Source organism: Lactobacillus nasalidis (genome assembly GCF_016587775.1).
Classification (GTDB): Bacteria; Bacillota; Bacilli; order Lactobacillales; family Lactobacillaceae; genus Lactobacillus; species Lactobacillus nasalidis.
Genome location: NZ_BOCG01000254.1, coordinates 19502 through 34644, shown reverse-complemented (window position 1 = coordinate 34644; position 15143 = coordinate 19502). Strand labels below are relative to the sequence as shown.

The window sequence follows — 15143 nt, the reverse complement described above, 5'->3', positions numbered from 1 at the left end:
TGCCGACACATCGGCGGACCCTCTGCCGACAGACGACCCCACCCCCTGCCGACAGACTGGCGGGATAATAGAACATATACCCAATAGAACAGATAATAGAGCACTTAATTTCCCCCAGGCGAAGCCTGGGAACCCCAAGGGGGAAAATCAAGCAAATAATCCTATGTCTGATCCAATTATTAAGGCGATCAGGGCTAGATCACGGGAAGACCATGATGGCATCTTTTTAGCCTACAAGGACTACATCAAAGACCATCCAGACGGTGGCACTGCTGCTGAACAGGATGAGTGGGTTAACTTGATCAAGTTGGTCTATGGATGGAATGGCTGGGATGAAGAACGTAAGCACCACATTGATCGACTAATGGAAGAAGGCAAGATCAGCAGCGCTGATGACCTTGATAACGTTAGCATCCCTGGCATGCCAGAAGACGTTAAGCAAGATCTGCTGAATCAATATCAATGGGATGACAACTATGGTCATCCGAATATCTTAGTTGATCCAGGTGACCTGCCGTTTTAGGGCAAATAAAAAGAGCGCCTAAAACTTTTAGACGCCCGCAGCGTGTTGTCCATGCTACACTCCTCAGCCCAAATTTAACCATAGCACAGCTATGGTGAGGGGCATTCGGAGGTGATACGCATGGACAACACAATCATAATCCTGATCCTTATTTTACTAATTCTCCATGAATTAGGCAAGTAATCGATCAAGGGGCGGGCGTCTAAATCGCGCTCGCCTCCGCCGAGCGCGATTCAGAGACAAAAAATGGAAAAACAAAGAGGAAATAGCAAGCCAGTGTTGCTCTACAACATGAGGACCGAAGAGACCAGGTTCTTCCCGAGTATGAAGCTGGCTGCCAAAAGCATTGGGGCATCCCCAAATTGGATATACCAGCAAGTGCAATGTAATACAGCCGCCTTGCACAACGGCTGGACAGTAATTGATTTAGACGAATAGGAGAACGAATAAATGACAAATATCGCTGTTTTGATTGGGCGCCCGACCAAGGACATTGAGCTGCGGACGACACCATCAGGTATCTCAGTTGCCAGCTTTACTCTGGCAGTCGACAGAGACAGCTCAAAACAGAAAGACGAAGCGGATTTCGTCCCTTGCGTTGCCTGGAACAGGACGGCTGAAATTCTTAGCCAGTATGCTGGTAAAGGACGGCTGATCTGCGTTGAAGGACGGATCCAGACCCGCAACTACGACAACAAGGAAGGTCAGAGAGTCTATGTCACGGAAGTAGTTGTTGAAAGCGTTAAATTGCTCCCAAGCGGGCAGAAAGCCCAGAATGGCTCTCAGAGGGGCTCTAGCACTCAGCAAGGCAATTATGCTGGTGGTGGGTATAACGGCCAGCAGGTGGCACCTCAGTCGGGAAATAATTTAAATCCAGAGCAACCACAATCTTTCAGTGATCCGTTTGGTGCTGGTGCCGGGGATGCTGGAATCAATGTGTCAAGTGATGATTTGCCGTTTTAGGAGCAGCTATGGCACTTGAATTTGGCAGAAAGTGAGCTTTAGAGGGACAAAAATGAAATACGAATCAAATACGGATGTCGGCTATGTAACAAGAGAAAACTACGCGGAGTACGTAGAAAAGTTCTGCACTGAGTACATTGACGAAATGGGATATGCGCTGAATGCCCACCACTTTAATGTTAGACATGCTGCTGTTCAGCGCACATGTCTTGAGACAATTTTACGTTGCCTGCTTTGCTCAAGAAGCATTAAAAAATGGGAGTTGGAAGCAATTCTAGATGATGTAGAAGAAATCTCAGATGCAGTAAGAGATAGAGACATCATCATGACACCAATCGGAGTGATCTATGAGCTTTTACGGCGAGCAAACGAACGGAGAGAATAACATGAGCAACAAGTTGTATCGTTGGCAACAGCTTGCGGCTGCACTTGAACTGGCAGACTTCTTTATCCATGAAGCGGCCGCAGCTGCGCGATTCAGATATGGTCGAGACGATTTTGGCGACAAGGACATTCAGAAAGTTCTTTCGATCAGTGAACAAATTTTTGATCTTAGAGAATATTTTTATAACCAGCTTAATGCTGAAGACCAGCAAAATTGGAGGGATCACATTGATATTTTCTTTGGGGATGCTGAACTAGGAGACCAAAAGAGTCACAAATACACGAAAGAGAAGCATGAAATTGAGCTTTGGCTTTTGAAAGAAGCAGCTCAGTATAAGAGCCTCCATATAGCAGCGCCTACAATCAAGCGCTCTCTGGAAGAAGAAATTGATTTTGAAGATAGTAATTGAGTTCCTGCTGATCAAGATAGAATTGAAGATCAGCTTGCGCGAAAAATGGAGATCAAATGGAGATTGAATTCACTATAGTGGGTGATCCAGTTGGCCAAGGAAGGCCACGCTTTGCCCGTCGGCGGGGATATGTACAAACGTATGATCCGCCAAAATCAAGAGAATACAAGGCAAGAATCGCTCAGAGCTTCCAAAGGGCTTATATGGGTGATCCACTTTCCAAGCCAATTAGATTGACAATTAAGGCGTTCTTTGCGATTCCAAGATCATATTCCAAGTCCAGGACACGGGCTTGCCTGGAAGGAATAGAAAAGCCAACCAAAAAGCCAGATTTTGACAACATAGCCAAGGGGGTCTGCGATGCGCTTAACGGCTTGGCCTATCAAGACGATAAGCAAATCGTTCAGGCCAACGTCTATAAGGCTTATGGACCAGAAGCTAAGGTTGTTGTCAGCATAGAAGAAATCGAGCAGTAAGGAGTGAAGAAAATGAATAAGAACTTTATCCAGCTTGTGCGAGAGCTGGCCAAGGGCGGACATGACGTAGTCTTGGAAGCCAACACACATGATGTGGTGATCTATGACAAGCTCGAAAATGAGGTTGCCTGGATTAGCGGGTCAATGCAGGACAGCTTTATCGTTTACGATGTAGAAGCAATCAGTGGGTTTGAGAACAAGGCGATTGAGGCTTATGCTGGGTTGCCAGTGGGGGAACGAAACATCACACTGCAGGAATTGGCACTCTATCTGTGCTGGGGATGCGCGGATCTGACAATAATTTGGGCGTTGCTTAAGCCAAGTTGGCTGTCAATAACAACATTTATCTTGACTTTAGCTTTGGCAATTTGGAGCATCCCATGGTAATGAGCAGAACAGAGAAGCGGAAGAAGACGTTAGAGCTGCTACACGTCATCGAAGAAAAGTATGATCGTAAGGGCAAAGGGCCAAGCTGGATTGACTCAGTGCCGGCTGAAGCCTATGCCGAGCTCTGGAAGCTTTGGGACGTTCAGCACGGATCCATTACTCCAAAGGTCACAAAAAAGTTTGCATCCCGTGAAGAAGAGGTACTTGACTGGCTTAAAGGCGGTTATACCGTGGCCGAAATTAAGCAGAATACTGGTATCAATGAAACGTGCATTCGAACAATCAAGCTGAAGAATCATATTGCTGTTCCGCCAAAGTTCAGGAGTCGGATGCTACCACTGGATGATCAAGAGCTGATCATAACTCTTAGCAAGACAGCGATCACTAAGTATTTCGGAGTGCCATTTACCGGCTATGGTCCAACCGATGCCAAGAACTTGGCCAAAACGGGCTATAAGTACGAATCTCTTTCGCCAGCAGAAGCATTGCACTGGGCTGACATTAAAGATGGTGCTCTGTATTTGACAGAAAAAGGGTTGTTTCGCAAACATGGCTTAGGCAGCTATGAACATATGAACAAGGGAGTGATTTGAGTGGCAATACTGCTGTTTCCAGAAGTCGATGAGAAGAAGACGGCTGAGCAAGTGCGGAACTATCTTAAGAAGACTTACAGGGATGCATGCCTTGTGGCAGGAACTCCGGTGTCGTATCTTAAATCACCATCACTATCGGGGATGCCTGGTGCTGGTAGCTACGAAAATCACGTCGAAGACGAAATTATTGATCAGCTTGATGCGAAACAAATTGTTTATTGGACCAGACGAGCACTCTTGTGTTTGCATGATTGTGACCAGTGGAACTCTTACTTGATCACTGAGTGCTACATCAAGCGGCGAGATAAAACAGCAATGGCAGAGGACCTGGGCTACAAGCGATCGACTTTACAGCAAATGCTGCAGCAGGCGTGTTGTGTGCTGGCGGGATACCTGCGTGAAAGCAGCCATGGACATATCGACCTGTTTGCGTACAAAAAAGATTAATCGGACATATTCTGACAAACATCGGACAAACATCGGACAAATCAAGCCGAAAGCGGTGCATAATTGATAGTGTCGAAAAGGTTAGAGATGGCCTTTTGACACTATCAATGGCATGTTTTGAACCTGGTAATTGAAGACTCCATTAAATACTGACCTATTTTTTCATAACATCACTAATCTCCTTGAAGATAGTAAACATCAGCTATGGTCCGGTGCAACTCCGGACATGGCTTTAGCCAGGTGCGTTGCCTGGCATATAGATAGCTAGTAGTAGTATTGAACCGACACACATTCCGTTTAAATTTTTTAGCAGCCTCATCCGGTGAGTTAAAGCCGTTCGACTCGGCAGTGGGGCTTTGCCAGGTTAGTTTTCTTGAAAGATGTTTTTCTTTCCTGGCACCTTGTTTTAGTTATTAATTTTGCTAGTATTCTATGATTTAACACTGGCTGGGGCAGGTTCGATTCCTGCCATAGTCATAGCCATGCGATGACGGTGTGACTATCAGACACCAGAGCGGGCAAGTCAGAGCGCATACACATTTAATGTGTGGTCCCATCACACCGTTCTGACACTCCTGATGATGGTTCATTTAAGCGGGGCTCGTTTCCCTGCCAGGAGTTAGCTCTGCGATGACAGGACGCGGTTCGTCCCGAGCGGAGTAAGTAGCTAAGAAAAAACCTTGCTAGCCGAGCAAGGTCAAGGGCGAAAGCCCTTTTTCTTTTGCAAAAATAAATTTTTCCTTCTATTCTATTGACGCACGTTAGTAACGTGCTATAATAGATAATGAAAGGAGGGAAAAACGGTATGGCAAAAAAGAAGAAAAAGAAAAAGCTTGAGCTTGAACGCGAAAGGTTAAAAACCAAAAGAGCGTTCTACGGAATGATCGCTGCCTTATCAATTCCGGCCACGGCATTGATAGACTTGATCAAGTTCTTGCTCAAGCATTTTCTGAAATAATAATGAGGCGAGGAAACTCGCCTCATTGCCATACTTAGTTTATCATGACAAGCAAAGAAAAGAAATATCGTAAGATCGCGAAGATTGCCATTATTGTCGGAATAATTCTATGGATTATCGATTTGGCGGTGAGACTATGGCTGAATTGAGTGAAGCTAAGGCAAAGTCAAACAAGCGCTGGGATGATAAGAACAAAGACAAGAAAAGAATCTATCGCTATAGATCGTATGCCAGAAAGTATGTTAGAGACATTGCAAGCAAAGATGATTTGCTGGAACTGCAACAGATGATTGAGGAAAGACTGAAGGAATTGTAATGTACAGTGATCTGTCACAATTGATTCACAACATTCTTATCCTTGCATCTAAAAGCAAAGACCTTGAATTAAAGAAGGATCTTAATGACTTAATCAATCGATCTTTAGAATTGGAAAATGAAAATAGAATTCTAAAAGAAAAATTGCATAACCAAGCGACCCTAACTATTGATCCGCATGGCGGATTGTATTGGCGAGCAGGCGATTCCGTGCCATATTGTTCTGTGTGCTGGGATGCTGATGGAATGTTGATCCACATGGTTAATTCAGATTACGGTTGGATATGCCCGAGAGAAAGAAGGTTGTAAGAATGGACACGACAGATATACTAGCCGCCTTAAATAGAGTGATTACAATCAACAGAAAGCATGGTAATCTATACTCTGATCGTGACATGCTACAACTGTCGCTATATATCAATGACTTGATCATTGAGAACAAAGAACTGAAAGAAGCTTTGAAGAATACTAATCCAGGAGAGTCAGCTTAGTGCTGGCTCTTTTGTTTGCAAGGATAAGGAGGACAGACATGCCAAGGGTAAGGACATGCAGAGCAGTAGACTGTAAGCGACTGGCCAGTCCTGGTCATCTTTACTGCGATGCGCACGTAGATCAAGAGCGGGCTTATCTCAGCAGGCGTGAGGCTTACCTTAAGTCACGCCAAGGTAATCCCAAAAAGGTTAAGCAACAGCAATGGGCATATAACCATATCAAACGCTATTCCACGCCAGTGAAAGCAGAGCAGAACCGCTTCTACCATACCAAGGCATGGACTAGCTTGCGTGAGGTAGTCTTGAAGCGAGACTATCATCTCTGCCAGTACTGCAAGCAAGATGGCAAGCTGACTCAGGGCACGGTAGTCGATCACGTAGTACCCATAGAGTACTCTCCCTCTCAAATGAGGGATGTTGACAACCTGGTGACCTGCTGTCGTGATTGTCACGCCAAGAAGACGCGCTGGGAGCAGGCATACTACGGAACTGGGCAAGGTAACCATCTTAAAACTGTTGCTAAGGTGTCCGACGTGGGCTCTGTTGTCAAAATGATGCATGCCCTAGAAAGCTCAAAACGGCTCTCTGAGCGGTCGCAAGCTTTTTAAAGGCAATCATAAACAAGCAATGTTAGAAAAATGATGTCCCCCGGTGTGTGCTCCAAGAGGGAGCCGCAACAAGTGTCATCAAAGTAAGTGCGAGACTCGTTTCAAACTTTTTGACTACCGGGGCATCAAGGGAGAAGGCGGTTAAATGGCAAAATACTTTTATGAACAAAATGACGGAAAAATCAGCGCAAAACCGCCTGCACATCTAGGCAGAATTGCCGGAGAATGCTGGCGAAAAATCGTGCCATTCCTGGAATCAACTGGGAAGGTTCAGCGGATTGACACCAGTTTGGTTGAAATGTACTGCGTTGAATACGAAATCTATCGAAATTGCTACGAAGATATTAAAGAAAACGGCATTCAGACCGCAATCAAGCGGTCTGTTCAGAATTCTGCTGGTGAAATTATTGGTGAAGACTTCACTGGCTGGCGAAAAAATCCGGCTACGGCCACAATGAAAGACACGGTCGGTCAGTTGAATCAAATCGGAATCCAGCTTGGCCTGACGCCAAAAGGCCGGCAAGAACTAATGACGATTGCTGACTCCAGCCAGTCAGAAACCACTGAAGATGCGCTGAAGAAATTCTTCGGTACGAAGGGCGATAGCAAATGATCGACTTAACGCAAACACATGATGTTGATTCCGCCTATCGAAGCATCGATTTCAGCCAAATTCGAAAGAAATACCGCGATCCGGCCACTCAATATGCTTTTGAAGTGCTGGATGGCGACTATCAAGCCGGCTACATGATTAAATTGGCGATGTTTCGGCATCTCCGAGACCTGCAGCGAATTGGTCAGCCGGATTTTCCTTATCACTACGACCTGGACCAGATAAATGTTGTTCTGCAACTGGCCAAGATCATCCCCGACATTGACGTTAAGAAGCCTCTGCCGCTGATGACTTGGCAAAAAGCTGTTCTAGCTGAGATTAATGGTTGGAAAGACCAGAACGAGGAAGCTAGATTTACAGATATTCATATCTCAATTGGCCGTGGGCAGGGCAAGACCCAGCTAGCCGGGATTCAAATGTGTAAGGCATTCCTGGTTGACACGATTGGGTATACCAACAAGGACTTTTTGATTACTGCCAACACCAATGACCAGTCGACCAAGCTGTTTGGCTATGTCAAGAAGATGCTGAACGCTGTCGTTGCAGTTGAGCCGTTCAAGGGCCTGGCCAAGGAAGTAGGCTATGCTGCTCTGTCAGATCAAATCGTTCAGCGGGTGACCAATAACAAGATCTGGAAAATTTCCTACGAAGCTGACAAATACGACTCAACTCACAATGTCCTGGCCATTTATGACGAAGCTGGGGCGTTGAAGTCGTACGACAGAATTGGTGACATTACCAACGGGCAAGCCCAGGTTAACCCTTACCACCAGTTCATTAAGATCAGTTCCGCTTATCCGGATCCAACATCGCCTTTCCACGATGAGCAGAAAACCCTGCAGGAAGTCATGGAAAGAGACTTTGACCGGACCGGGGATAACTCATTAGCCCTGGTCTGGGAACAAGATTCACTTGATGAGACTTTCAAGCCGGAAACTTGGATTAAATCCAATCCGCTTCTTGGCCTTTCAGAAGATGAATGTGCTAGAAGAACCGGTAACTTGATCAAACAGCGGGATGAAATGATGCTTAAAAACACGCTGCACAAGTTTCAAAACAAGAACTTGAATCTCTGGCTGGCCCAATCAACAGCCAGTTTCGTCAAACTAGATGACGTTACCCGGGCAATCAAGCGAGACTTCGATATTAAGGGCAGGGATGTTTACATTGGGCTAGACTACTCAATGTTTTCAGACAACACGGCCTACGGCTTTGTTTTCCCTTACACGGATGATGACGGAAAAAATAAGTTCTACATCATGCAGCACTCTTTTGTGCCCTGGCAGCATGCTGGAAGCATTGAGGCAAAAGAGCAGCAAGACGGTTTGGCCTATCGGGAGCTTGAAAAAGAAGGTTTTTGCACAATCACAGCGCACGAGCAAGGAATTATCAACCCAGAGCAGGTCTACAAATGGCTGCTTGACTTTGTCGAAGATAATCAGCTCAATGTGTTGCACTTTGGTTATGACCGCTTCGGGTCGTATCAGGTAAAAAACATCGTTGAATCGCTGAACGCAAACACGAATTGGTTTATCGAAGACATTGCCCAGAGAACATCAACATTGGGCAATCCAACCAAATTCTTGCAGGAAATCTTCGCAACTGGCCGGGTTAGCCGACCTGACGATAAAGTACTAGAAAAATCTCTGCTGAATGCTGTTATCAAAGCTGACAAGATCGGGATCCAGGTCGATAAAGACAAAGCAACGCTCAAGATCGACGTGGTCGACGCGTTGATCGATGCTTTTTACCACGGAATGGACCACTTTGAAGACTACTCAATCGTCAATGACAAGTCGACAGAGATCTCACGAATGACTAAAGAGCAAGTTAGAGACTGGTTTGCCGCAAGATTGGGGGATGATCAATGATTGACCAGTTATTTAAATGGATTTGGAAGTTTTTAGACGTTATTTTCTATGTTTTAGGTTTAGGCTCCGTTGTTTACGGTGCCTTTTTAATTGGAAAAATTGTTGGATATCTGGCTCTGGGAGGCGTGCTGCTGTTGACCGGTTGGTTTATCGATCACCTGCCTGCCCAGAGCTAGAGAGGAGGTGAGAACGCATGCCAATCTTCAATATGGCTTTAAACAAACCCTCTACATCGATCGGCTTGTCCTGGGAAGATCAACTCCATGAAGTAATTGACCCAGAATCTTATGTTTCTGCAAGTGAAGCCCTCAAAAACTCTGATATTTACTCATTAATCACTCAATTGTCCGGAGACCTGGCTACGGTAGCTTATACTGTCAGCAACCCGGCCTTACAACGGCTGATCGATAATCCAACATGCACGTCAAACGGCCATGCATTCTGGCAGAGCACTTTTGCGCAGCTTCTTTTAGCCGGCGAAAGCTTTGCCTATCGCTGGCGTGACTTTAACGGACGGGACCGGCGCTGGGAGTACTTACGACCGAGTCAAGTCTCCCCGAAACTGCTTAATGATGGATCCGGACTGATCTACGACTTAATCTTTGATGAACCGGACGTAGGCACTAAGCTGAATGTCAGCCAAAACGACGTGATTCACTTTCGGCTGCTGTCTAAGAACGGCGGTATGACCGGGATTAGCCCGCTGACAGCGCTGGCTAGCGAACTAGACATCAAGAAGCGGTCAAACACCTTGACCAGACACGCCTTGGCCCAATCTACGGCGGCGCCAGGCGTTTTAAGTGTCAAAAATGGTGCTCTGCTTGACAGCAAGCTCCGGTCGGCATTGTCTAATGACTTTGCCAAGCAAATGAACAGTTCAAAAGGGCCAATCGTCCTGGATGACCTTCAGGAATACAAGCCACTTGAATTGAAGGCTGATGTGTCAAAGCTTTTGGCACAAGCTGACTGGACTGGGAGCCAAATCGCCAAGGTTTACGGCGTTTCGAACAGTTATTTGAACGGTACTGGTGACCAACAATCATCAATCGAAATGATCGTTGGCCAATACAGCCGAACTTTGCGCAGATATACAAATTCGATCACATCAGAATTGACCACCAAGCTGGGGATGCAAGTTGTAGCTGATATTCGGCCAGCAATTGATCCAAATGGTGATGACTATGCTGCCAAAATCGGCAATTTGACAAAAAATAACGTATTAGGAGCCAATCAAGCGCAAGCTATTTTGCAAGAATGCGGTTACTTGCCAGAAAGTTTACCTGCAATGGAGGGGGGTGAATCAAGTGGCAACAGTCGAAATCAAGGGAATTATCAGCAGTGATGACAATGCTGAAGTCTATGAATGGTTTGGTTATGATGCTGTCAGCCCGTCACGGGTTAGAGAGCAGCTAGATGGTATTGCTGAAGGCGAAGATATCATTGTCAACATCGGCAGCAATGGCGGTGAAGTAACGGCTGGGTCCGAAATCTACACCATGTTGCGCCAGGCAAAGAATAATGTCGAAGTCCACGTGACCAGTTTGGCTGCGTCAGCCGCATCATTCATTGCAATGGCCGGGGATAAAGTTTTGATGTCTCCGACAGCTCAAATGATGATCCACCGGGCATCTACTGGGGCAGAAGGCAACCGGGATGCAATGTCTCAAGCAGGGCAAATGCTGGACTCAACTGACCAAATGTTGGTTGACGTTTACAAATCTAAAACCGGCTTGTCTAAACCAGCTTTGTACCAAATGCTCAAAGATGAGACCTGGCTAAACGCTAATGATGCGATCAAGCTTGGCTTTGCGGACGGCAAGATGTTCGATGAGGATGACGAGGATCCAGAAGAAACCGACGTTGTGGCCAACCCGGCCTACAATGCATTTGGTTTGGTCAACTTGTCCGCAGATAAGATTGCATCCGTCAAGGCGATGCTACATCCCAAGCCCGTGCCCGATGATGGCCAAAAACTCATTCAAGATAATACTGTTGATAGTCAGCTCGTCAAAGATAAGCTGGCTATTTTATTTGGATAAGAAAAGAGGACGTAAATGAACATCAATGAACTCCAGCAAGCATGGATCGTTGCCGGTGACAAGGTAACTGATGCTCAAGAAAAAGTTAATCGTCTGGCAATCATGGTCGGCAATGACCCAAAATCTGTCACTGACGAAGAACTGCAAACCGCTAACGACAACTTGAAGAAGGCTAAGTCAGCCCGTGATTTTGCGCTGTCAGCCTACAAGTCAGCTCAAGAAGATCACCAAGTTGTTAATGAACAGGCCAAGCCAGCACCAATGGATGATGTGAACGGCCACAAGCAATTCGCTAATGGGATTAGAGACCTGCTTAAGGGCCGCGTTAAGCGATTGAACTTGGTTACTACTTCGGCAACTGAAGGCAGTAACGCTGGTTTGACCATTCCCGACGACGTTCAAACTAGAATCAACGAAGTAATTCGTCAGTACGATGCACTTCAACCGCTGGTTAATGTCGAAAAGGTTTCAACTTTGACAGGTAGCCGGGTAATTGAACCTTTCACTGTTATGGATGGTTTGGTAGAACTTGATGATGAAGATGGTGCGATCGGTGACAACGATGCTCCAACTCTGAAGACCGTCAAGTACTCAATCAAGCGCTATGCCGGAATCAACAAGGCAACCAACTCTTTGATCAAGGAATCTGACGAAAACATCATTACTTGGTTGGTGAACTGGATCGCCAAGAAGGTTGTTGTTACTCGTAACAAGAAGATCATTGGCGTGCTGAATACACCAGACAAGAAGCCAACTCTGTCCACTTGGGACGACGTTATCAAGCTGTCAGACGGCACTCTGGATCCAGCGATCAACCGCTTGGGCGTTTACTTAACCAACCAATCAGGTTGGGTTGCGCTGAAGATGGTTAAGAATGCTATTGGTGACTACTTGATTCAGCGCGATCCGCAAGGCACTGTAGGTCACTTCATTAACGGCCACCAAGTCGTTGTTGTGTCTGACAACTGGCTGGCTGATCCAGCCTCCGGCACTCACCCACTTTACTTTGGTGACTTCCGTGACGGGATCACCCTGTTTGACCGCGAAAACATGTCATTGGCTGTAACTACTGAAGGCGGCGACTCATTCGTCAAGGACCAGACTTGGATCCGTGTAATCGATCGCTTTGACGTTGAATTAATTGACGGCGGCGCATTTGCGGCTGGTTCATTCAAGGAAATTGCTAACCAAACCGCTAACTTTGCCGCTTCTGCTGCAACTACTGCCGGCAAGTAAGTAGGTGATCATTATGGCCACTTACTTAAGTATTGATGACGGCTTGAAGCGGGCACTTGGTTACCTAGATGATGCTGATAGCGCCACGGTTGCAAGAATGACGATGGTTTTGGCCGCAGCCGAACACTACGTCCAAGGAGCAATCGGTGAGAGTAATACATTCTATACATCCAACGGCGTTAAAGAACTGTATACTCTCGCTTGCAATTCGCTGGCCGTGACATGGTTCAATGCCGCGGGCAATACTGGTGACACGTCAACAGCGCAGCAGATTATTGGTCAGCTTCGCGGCAGCTATAGTGAGGCGGTGGCAAATAATGACACGACTGAAGACAGCCAGCAGGCTTAATACAGTGATTCAGCTCGGAGCACAAGAGCACGTGGTAGATGACATTACAGGGATTACAAAGCATGCCTTTAAGCCAAAATTGGCGGTTTATGGAGCACCATATTCGCTTTCTATTAGCCAGCCATTATCCGTTGAAGGCATGACAATTACTAATTCCAAGGTCTATCTTGTACGGCACCGGCAAGACTGGGAGGCTCTAAAGCTGAAACTGGCCAAAATCAATGGCGTTGAATATGAAATCGCTGGAATCAATCCAGATGCTGGCCATGACTATATGGCCTATGACCAATTGATCTTGAGAAAGGAGGGTGCAAATGGCTGATGACTTGGCAGCTCAACTTGAACAGTTTTTAAAGCAAGTTGAAAAGCGAGTACCTGACCGGAAAACAAAGCTGGCAATGACAAAGGCTGGGGCTGTGGTCCTAAAGCAGGAACTGACCGCAGTGGCCAAGGCCAAGCACTACTCTAACAAGAAGGATCCAGTTTATGGCCACATGGCGGACAATATTAGTGTTGCCGGCAAAAACATTGACGGCATCAAAGACGGCACGGCTGTTGTTGGCTGGAAGTATAAAGGCCATGCAATGAATGCCGTATATACGAACGACGGCACGGTCCGGACACGCGGAGACTTTTGGTATGACACTACCGTTCGTGAGTCCAAAGAGGCCGTTTTTGAAGCTGAAAAGAAAGTTTACGAGGCAATGACTAAATGATTGAATTACCAGTGATTTCGGTTAGAAAATTGATCGTTGCCGCGAATTTTGATTGGGTGGATCAGGGCAATATCGTAACCAGTATTCTCCCGGCTGATATTGACGAGTCAGTAACGGCAATTTTGCTGAGGGATGCATCGGAAGGCTTGGCCATGCATGGAGACAATATGCCACATGCACTGGCTGCTCGAGTTGAAGTTCAGATCTTTTTCAAGAAGGACCTGGACGTTAATCCAATGGGATGCAAATTGCTGGTAATGAATATGCTTAGTCAAAATGGCTGGCTGGTTGATACTGACCGGCCATTATCGGCGGATCCCGATACCGGTCAATTCACGGCAACATTTTATGTTAAAAAGAAAATTATTTACTAGAAAGAGGTAATAGGATGGCTGGATCATCTACTCATGGTATTGAATGGGCAATGTTTGGCTTGATCGATACGTCAACGGGCAAGCTCATCACTGGTACAGATAAAGGCTTGTCAGAAAATGGTTTGTACCAAACTGGCAAGAATGTTGAAGGTACTACCGCAGTGAACATCCAAAACTTGGAAGCTGCCGGTACTGCCCAATACGCGGACAACAAGCTGATGCGCGTTACTAAGCCAGCACAATCACCAACTGCTGACTTTACGTTCTTGGACATGGACTGGGAAGTGTTAAACAAGCTGCTCGGTTATGGCACCACTTCTACTTCAGCAGATGGTGGCTACTCATTGGCTACTGACAAGCCGCACCTTGCTTGGATTGCAGCATCAACTGACTACAAGGGCAACACGGTTTATGAGGCGTTTGCCAATTGCACTGCAATTGACCCAACTCACTCACACCAGACCGACGATGCATCTGAGCAAGACGTTAGTGCCACCTTAAACACGACTGCTTACTCACCAATTGGTGACAACTTTAAAAATGCACAAGGCAAGAGCATGCCTTACCGCAAGTGGAATTCAAACGCCAAGAACTTTGACTACGACAAGATGTTGGCAGAAGTTTTCCCTGGCTACGTTAAGCCAACCTCAACTGGTACGGCTTCAACTACTAGTCACTAATTAAATATTAGTGCTGAGAGGAGCATTCTAAGCTTCTTAAAATATCAAGCGTTAGCAACTGACCACTAGAATCGTTGCTAAAGTTGGGCGGGAGTGGAGGTAAAAGGAGTAACAATGGCAACAATTAAGATTGATGCAAGTCCATTACATATCGGCAAGAAAACTATCTCAGTCAAGCCAACCGGGCTGGCAGTGATGAAGGCTTTGGACATTCAGGTATCAATGGCAGAATTCGAACAGAATGCAGAAGGGATGGGGATGCTGGAATCAAGTAAGGCAACTCTCTCCTTGACCAAGAAGGTCGAAAGCTTCCTGGAAGAAACGCTTGGCTTGTCTGAAGAACAGTACGAAAAATTCGCGGGTAGTGTAGAATTCGATACCATCTTCCAATACGTTGGTTATGTCGTAGCATCTCTGCAATATGGTCAAGCCGTCAGCTTCCAAGAATTCTTGGCCACTCCGGAAGAGACTGAAGAAGACCCAAAATCAGAAGAGGACGACTAGCCAAGCTAATCGTTGACACGAAAAATCAAAAGATTCGCTATAACCGCATGAAGCGCGATCTGCTGCTGGAAAAGGGCGTAATGCCCAGCGATGTAGACAGCCAAGACTACTATGACTTCTTAGATGTCTTGGCTGCGCCAGAGGCAGAGCTGACCGAAGCTGGCGGGAGTAGCATCTATGACGACATGCAATGGGCTGACGAGTAA

At 46.2% G+C, this 15143-nt stretch carries 26 protein-coding genes; all 26 read left to right on the top strand.

All coding sequences use genetic code 11. The features are described 5' to 3' along the window. Nucleotides 1-523: hypothetical protein (locus lacNas_RS04455; RefSeq protein ID WP_211762141.1), on the top strand; the 523-nt coding region annotated here is incomplete at its 5' end. Between the two features lie 450 nt (nt 524-973). Next, complete coding sequence (locus lacNas_RS04450) at nt 974-1486, top strand: single-stranded DNA-binding protein (RefSeq protein WP_201331710.1); 513 nt, start codon at nt 974-976, stop codon at nt 1484-1486. Between the two features lie 52 nt (nt 1487-1538). Further along, the gene (locus lacNas_RS04445; RefSeq protein ID WP_201331709.1) at nt 1539-1871 is read left to right on the top strand and encodes a hypothetical protein; all 333 of its coding nucleotides are present in this window, start codon (nt 1539-1541) and stop codon (nt 1869-1871) included. Between the two features lies 1 nt (nt 1872). Continuing rightward, on the top strand, nt 1873-2280 hold the full coding sequence (locus tag lacNas_RS04440) for a hypothetical protein (protein WP_201331708.1): 408 nt from the start codon (nt 1873-1875) through the stop codon (nt 2278-2280). Nucleotides 2281-2336: 56 nt separating this feature from the next. Beyond that, a complete protein-coding gene (locus lacNas_RS04435; RefSeq protein WP_201331707.1) occupies nt 2337-2756 on the top strand; it encodes a RusA family crossover junction endodeoxyribonuclease in 420 nt (139 codons plus the stop codon). A gap of 12 nt (nt 2757-2768) precedes the next feature. Further along, nucleotides 2769-3143 (top strand): hypothetical protein, encoded by a 375-nt coding sequence (locus tag lacNas_RS04430; protein WP_201331706.1) that lies wholly within the window; start codon nt 2769-2771, stop codon nt 3141-3143. Next, nucleotides 3143-3736: a helix-turn-helix domain-containing protein gene (locus tag lacNas_RS04425; protein WP_201331705.1), complete on the top strand. Its 594-nt coding sequence runs from the start codon at nt 3143-3145 to the stop codon at nt 3734-3736. The genes lacNas_RS04430 and lacNas_RS04425 overlap by 1 nt, the downstream gene beginning before the upstream one ends. Then, entirely contained in the window at nt 3737-4183 is a 447-nt protein-coding gene (locus lacNas_RS04420; protein WP_201331704.1) for an ArpU family phage packaging/lysis transcriptional regulator, read from the top strand. Nucleotides 4184-4988: 805 nt separating this feature from the next. Next, complete coding sequence (locus lacNas_RS04415; protein WP_201331703.1) at nt 4989-5141, top strand: hypothetical protein; 153 nt, start codon at nt 4989-4991, stop codon at nt 5139-5141. A 136-nt stretch (nt 5142-5277) separates the two neighbouring features. Further along, nucleotides 5278-5457, top strand: coding sequence for a hypothetical protein (locus lacNas_RS04410; protein WP_201331702.1), 180 nt, complete (start codon nt 5278-5280; stop codon nt 5455-5457). Continuing rightward, nucleotides 5457-5765, top strand: a complete 309-nt coding sequence (locus lacNas_RS04405; protein WP_201331701.1) for a TenA family protein — start codon at nt 5457-5459, stop codon at nt 5763-5765. Before lacNas_RS04410 ends, lacNas_RS04405 begins: the two co-directional genes overlap by 1 nt. A 2-nt stretch (nt 5766-5767) precedes the next feature. Then, the gene (locus lacNas_RS04400; protein ID WP_201331700.1) at nt 5768-5947 is read left to right on the top strand and encodes a hypothetical protein; all 180 of its coding nucleotides are present in this window, start codon (nt 5768-5770) and stop codon (nt 5945-5947) included. A gap of 38 nt (nt 5948-5985) precedes the next feature. After that, nucleotides 5986-6555, top strand: coding sequence for an HNH endonuclease (locus lacNas_RS04395; RefSeq protein ID WP_201331699.1), 570 nt, complete (start codon nt 5986-5988; stop codon nt 6553-6555). Between the two features lie 145 nt (nt 6556-6700). After that, nucleotides 6701-7168 (top strand): phage terminase small subunit P27 family, encoded by a 468-nt coding sequence (locus tag lacNas_RS04390; protein WP_201331698.1) that lies wholly within the window; start codon nt 6701-6703, stop codon nt 7166-7168. Next, on the top strand, nt 7165-9039 hold the full coding sequence (locus lacNas_RS04385; protein ID WP_201331697.1) for a terminase large subunit: 1875 nt from the start codon (nt 7165-7167) through the stop codon (nt 9037-9039). The genes lacNas_RS04390 and lacNas_RS04385 overlap by 4 nt, the downstream gene beginning before the upstream one ends. Continuing rightward, nucleotides 9036-9215 carry a DUF1056 family protein gene (locus tag lacNas_RS04380; RefSeq protein ID WP_201331696.1) on the top strand — a complete coding sequence of 60 codons (180 nt, stop codon included), beginning with the start codon at nt 9036-9038 and terminating at the stop codon, nt 9213-9215. Before lacNas_RS04385 ends, lacNas_RS04380 begins: the two co-directional genes overlap by 4 nt. Before the next feature lie 17 nt (nt 9216-9232). Continuing rightward, nucleotides 9233-10381, top strand: a complete 1149-nt coding sequence (locus lacNas_RS04375) for a phage portal protein (protein ID WP_201331695.1) — start codon at nt 9233-9235, stop codon at nt 10379-10381. Next, the gene (locus lacNas_RS04370) at nt 10344-11078 is read left to right on the top strand and encodes a head maturation protease, ClpP-related (protein WP_201331694.1); all 735 of its coding nucleotides are present in this window, start codon (nt 10344-10346) and stop codon (nt 11076-11078) included. Before lacNas_RS04375 ends, lacNas_RS04370 begins: the two co-directional genes overlap by 38 nt. A gap of 15 nt (nt 11079-11093) precedes the next feature. After that, nucleotides 11094-12314, top strand: a complete 1221-nt coding sequence (locus tag lacNas_RS04365) for a phage major capsid protein (RefSeq protein ID WP_201331693.1) — start codon at nt 11094-11096, stop codon at nt 12312-12314. Between the two features lie 13 nt (nt 12315-12327). Beyond that, nucleotides 12328-12663 carry a head-tail connector protein gene (locus lacNas_RS04360; RefSeq protein WP_201331692.1) on the top strand — a complete coding sequence of 112 codons (336 nt, stop codon included), beginning with the start codon at nt 12328-12330 and terminating at the stop codon, nt 12661-12663. Continuing rightward, a complete protein-coding gene (locus lacNas_RS04355) occupies nt 12632-12985 on the top strand; it encodes a phage head completion protein (protein WP_201331691.1) in 354 nt (117 codons plus the stop codon). Before lacNas_RS04360 ends, lacNas_RS04355 begins: the two co-directional genes overlap by 32 nt. Continuing rightward, nucleotides 12978-13379, top strand: coding sequence for an HK97 gp10 family phage protein (locus lacNas_RS04350; protein WP_201331690.1), 402 nt, complete (start codon nt 12978-12980; stop codon nt 13377-13379). The genes lacNas_RS04355 and lacNas_RS04350 overlap by 8 nt, the downstream gene beginning before the upstream one ends. Next, nucleotides 13376-13753, top strand: a complete 378-nt coding sequence (locus lacNas_RS04345; protein ID WP_201331689.1) for a DUF806 family protein — start codon at nt 13376-13378, stop codon at nt 13751-13753. The genes lacNas_RS04350 and lacNas_RS04345 overlap by 4 nt, the downstream gene beginning before the upstream one ends. 14 nt (nt 13754-13767) lie before the next feature. After that, the gene (locus tag lacNas_RS04340; RefSeq protein WP_201331688.1) at nt 13768-14433 is read left to right on the top strand and encodes a phage tail protein; all 666 of its coding nucleotides are present in this window, start codon (nt 13768-13770) and stop codon (nt 14431-14433) included. A gap of 114 nt (nt 14434-14547) precedes the next feature. Then, complete coding sequence (locus lacNas_RS04335) at nt 14548-14937, top strand: phage tail tube assembly chaperone (protein ID WP_201331687.1); 390 nt, start codon at nt 14548-14550, stop codon at nt 14935-14937. Nucleotides 14938-14984: 47 nt separating this feature from the next. Further along, nucleotides 14985-15143, top strand: a complete 159-nt coding sequence (locus tag lacNas_RS04330; protein WP_201331686.1) for a hypothetical protein — start codon at nt 14985-14987, stop codon at nt 15141-15143.

What these genes read in the sequence shown, in the direction of transcription:
- lacNas_RS04450 (WP_201331710.1), top strand. Translation starts at nt 974, where the DNA reads ATGACAAATATCGCTGTTTTGATTGGGCGCCCGACCAAGGACATTGAG.
- lacNas_RS04445 (WP_201331709.1), top strand. Translation starts at nt 1,539, where the DNA reads ATGAAATACGAATCAAATACGGATGTCGGCTATGTAACAAGAGAAAAC.
- lacNas_RS04440 (WP_201331708.1), top strand. Translation starts at nt 1,873, where the DNA reads ATGAGCAACAAGTTGTATCGTTGGCAACAGCTTGCGGCTGCACTTGAA.
- lacNas_RS04435 (WP_201331707.1), top strand. Translation starts at nt 2,337, where the DNA reads ATGGAGATTGAATTCACTATAGTGGGTGATCCAGTTGGCCAAGGAAGG.
- lacNas_RS04430 (WP_201331706.1), top strand. Translation starts at nt 2,769, where the DNA reads ATGAATAAGAACTTTATCCAGCTTGTGCGAGAGCTGGCCAAGGGCGGA.
- lacNas_RS04425 (WP_201331705.1), top strand. Translation starts at nt 3,143, where the DNA reads ATGAGCAGAACAGAGAAGCGGAAGAAGACGTTAGAGCTGCTACACGTC.
- lacNas_RS04415 (WP_201331703.1), top strand. Translation starts at nt 4,989, where the DNA reads ATGGCAAAAAAGAAGAAAAAGAAAAAGCTTGAGCTTGAACGCGAAAGG.
- lacNas_RS04410 (WP_201331702.1), top strand. Translation starts at nt 5,278, where the DNA reads ATGGCTGAATTGAGTGAAGCTAAGGCAAAGTCAAACAAGCGCTGGGAT.
- lacNas_RS04405 (WP_201331701.1), top strand. Translation starts at nt 5,457, where the DNA reads ATGTACAGTGATCTGTCACAATTGATTCACAACATTCTTATCCTTGCA.
- lacNas_RS04400 (WP_201331700.1), top strand. Translation starts at nt 5,768, where the DNA reads ATGGACACGACAGATATACTAGCCGCCTTAAATAGAGTGATTACAATC.
- lacNas_RS04395 (WP_201331699.1), top strand. Translation starts at nt 5,986, where the DNA reads ATGCCAAGGGTAAGGACATGCAGAGCAGTAGACTGTAAGCGACTGGCC.
- lacNas_RS04390 (WP_201331698.1), top strand. Translation starts at nt 6,701, where the DNA reads ATGGCAAAATACTTTTATGAACAAAATGACGGAAAAATCAGCGCAAAA.
- lacNas_RS04385 (WP_201331697.1), top strand. Translation starts at nt 7,165, where the DNA reads ATGATCGACTTAACGCAAACACATGATGTTGATTCCGCCTATCGAAGC.
- lacNas_RS04380 (WP_201331696.1), top strand. Translation starts at nt 9,036, where the DNA reads ATGATTGACCAGTTATTTAAATGGATTTGGAAGTTTTTAGACGTTATT.
- lacNas_RS04375 (WP_201331695.1), top strand. Translation starts at nt 9,233, where the DNA reads ATGCCAATCTTCAATATGGCTTTAAACAAACCCTCTACATCGATCGGC.
- lacNas_RS04365 (WP_201331693.1), top strand. Translation starts at nt 11,094, where the DNA reads ATGAACATCAATGAACTCCAGCAAGCATGGATCGTTGCCGGTGACAAG.
- lacNas_RS04360 (WP_201331692.1), top strand. Translation starts at nt 12,328, where the DNA reads ATGGCCACTTACTTAAGTATTGATGACGGCTTGAAGCGGGCACTTGGT.
- lacNas_RS04355 (WP_201331691.1), top strand. Translation starts at nt 12,632, where the DNA reads ATGACACGACTGAAGACAGCCAGCAGGCTTAATACAGTGATTCAGCTC.
- lacNas_RS04350 (WP_201331690.1), top strand. Translation starts at nt 12,978, where the DNA reads ATGGCTGATGACTTGGCAGCTCAACTTGAACAGTTTTTAAAGCAAGTT.
- lacNas_RS04345 (WP_201331689.1), top strand. Translation starts at nt 13,376, where the DNA reads ATGATTGAATTACCAGTGATTTCGGTTAGAAAATTGATCGTTGCCGCG.
- lacNas_RS04340 (WP_201331688.1), top strand. Translation starts at nt 13,768, where the DNA reads ATGGCTGGATCATCTACTCATGGTATTGAATGGGCAATGTTTGGCTTG.
- lacNas_RS04335 (WP_201331687.1), top strand. Translation starts at nt 14,548, where the DNA reads ATGGCAACAATTAAGATTGATGCAAGTCCATTACATATCGGCAAGAAA.
- lacNas_RS04330 (WP_201331686.1), top strand. Translation starts at nt 14,985, where the DNA reads ATGAAGCGCGATCTGCTGCTGGAAAAGGGCGTAATGCCCAGCGATGTA.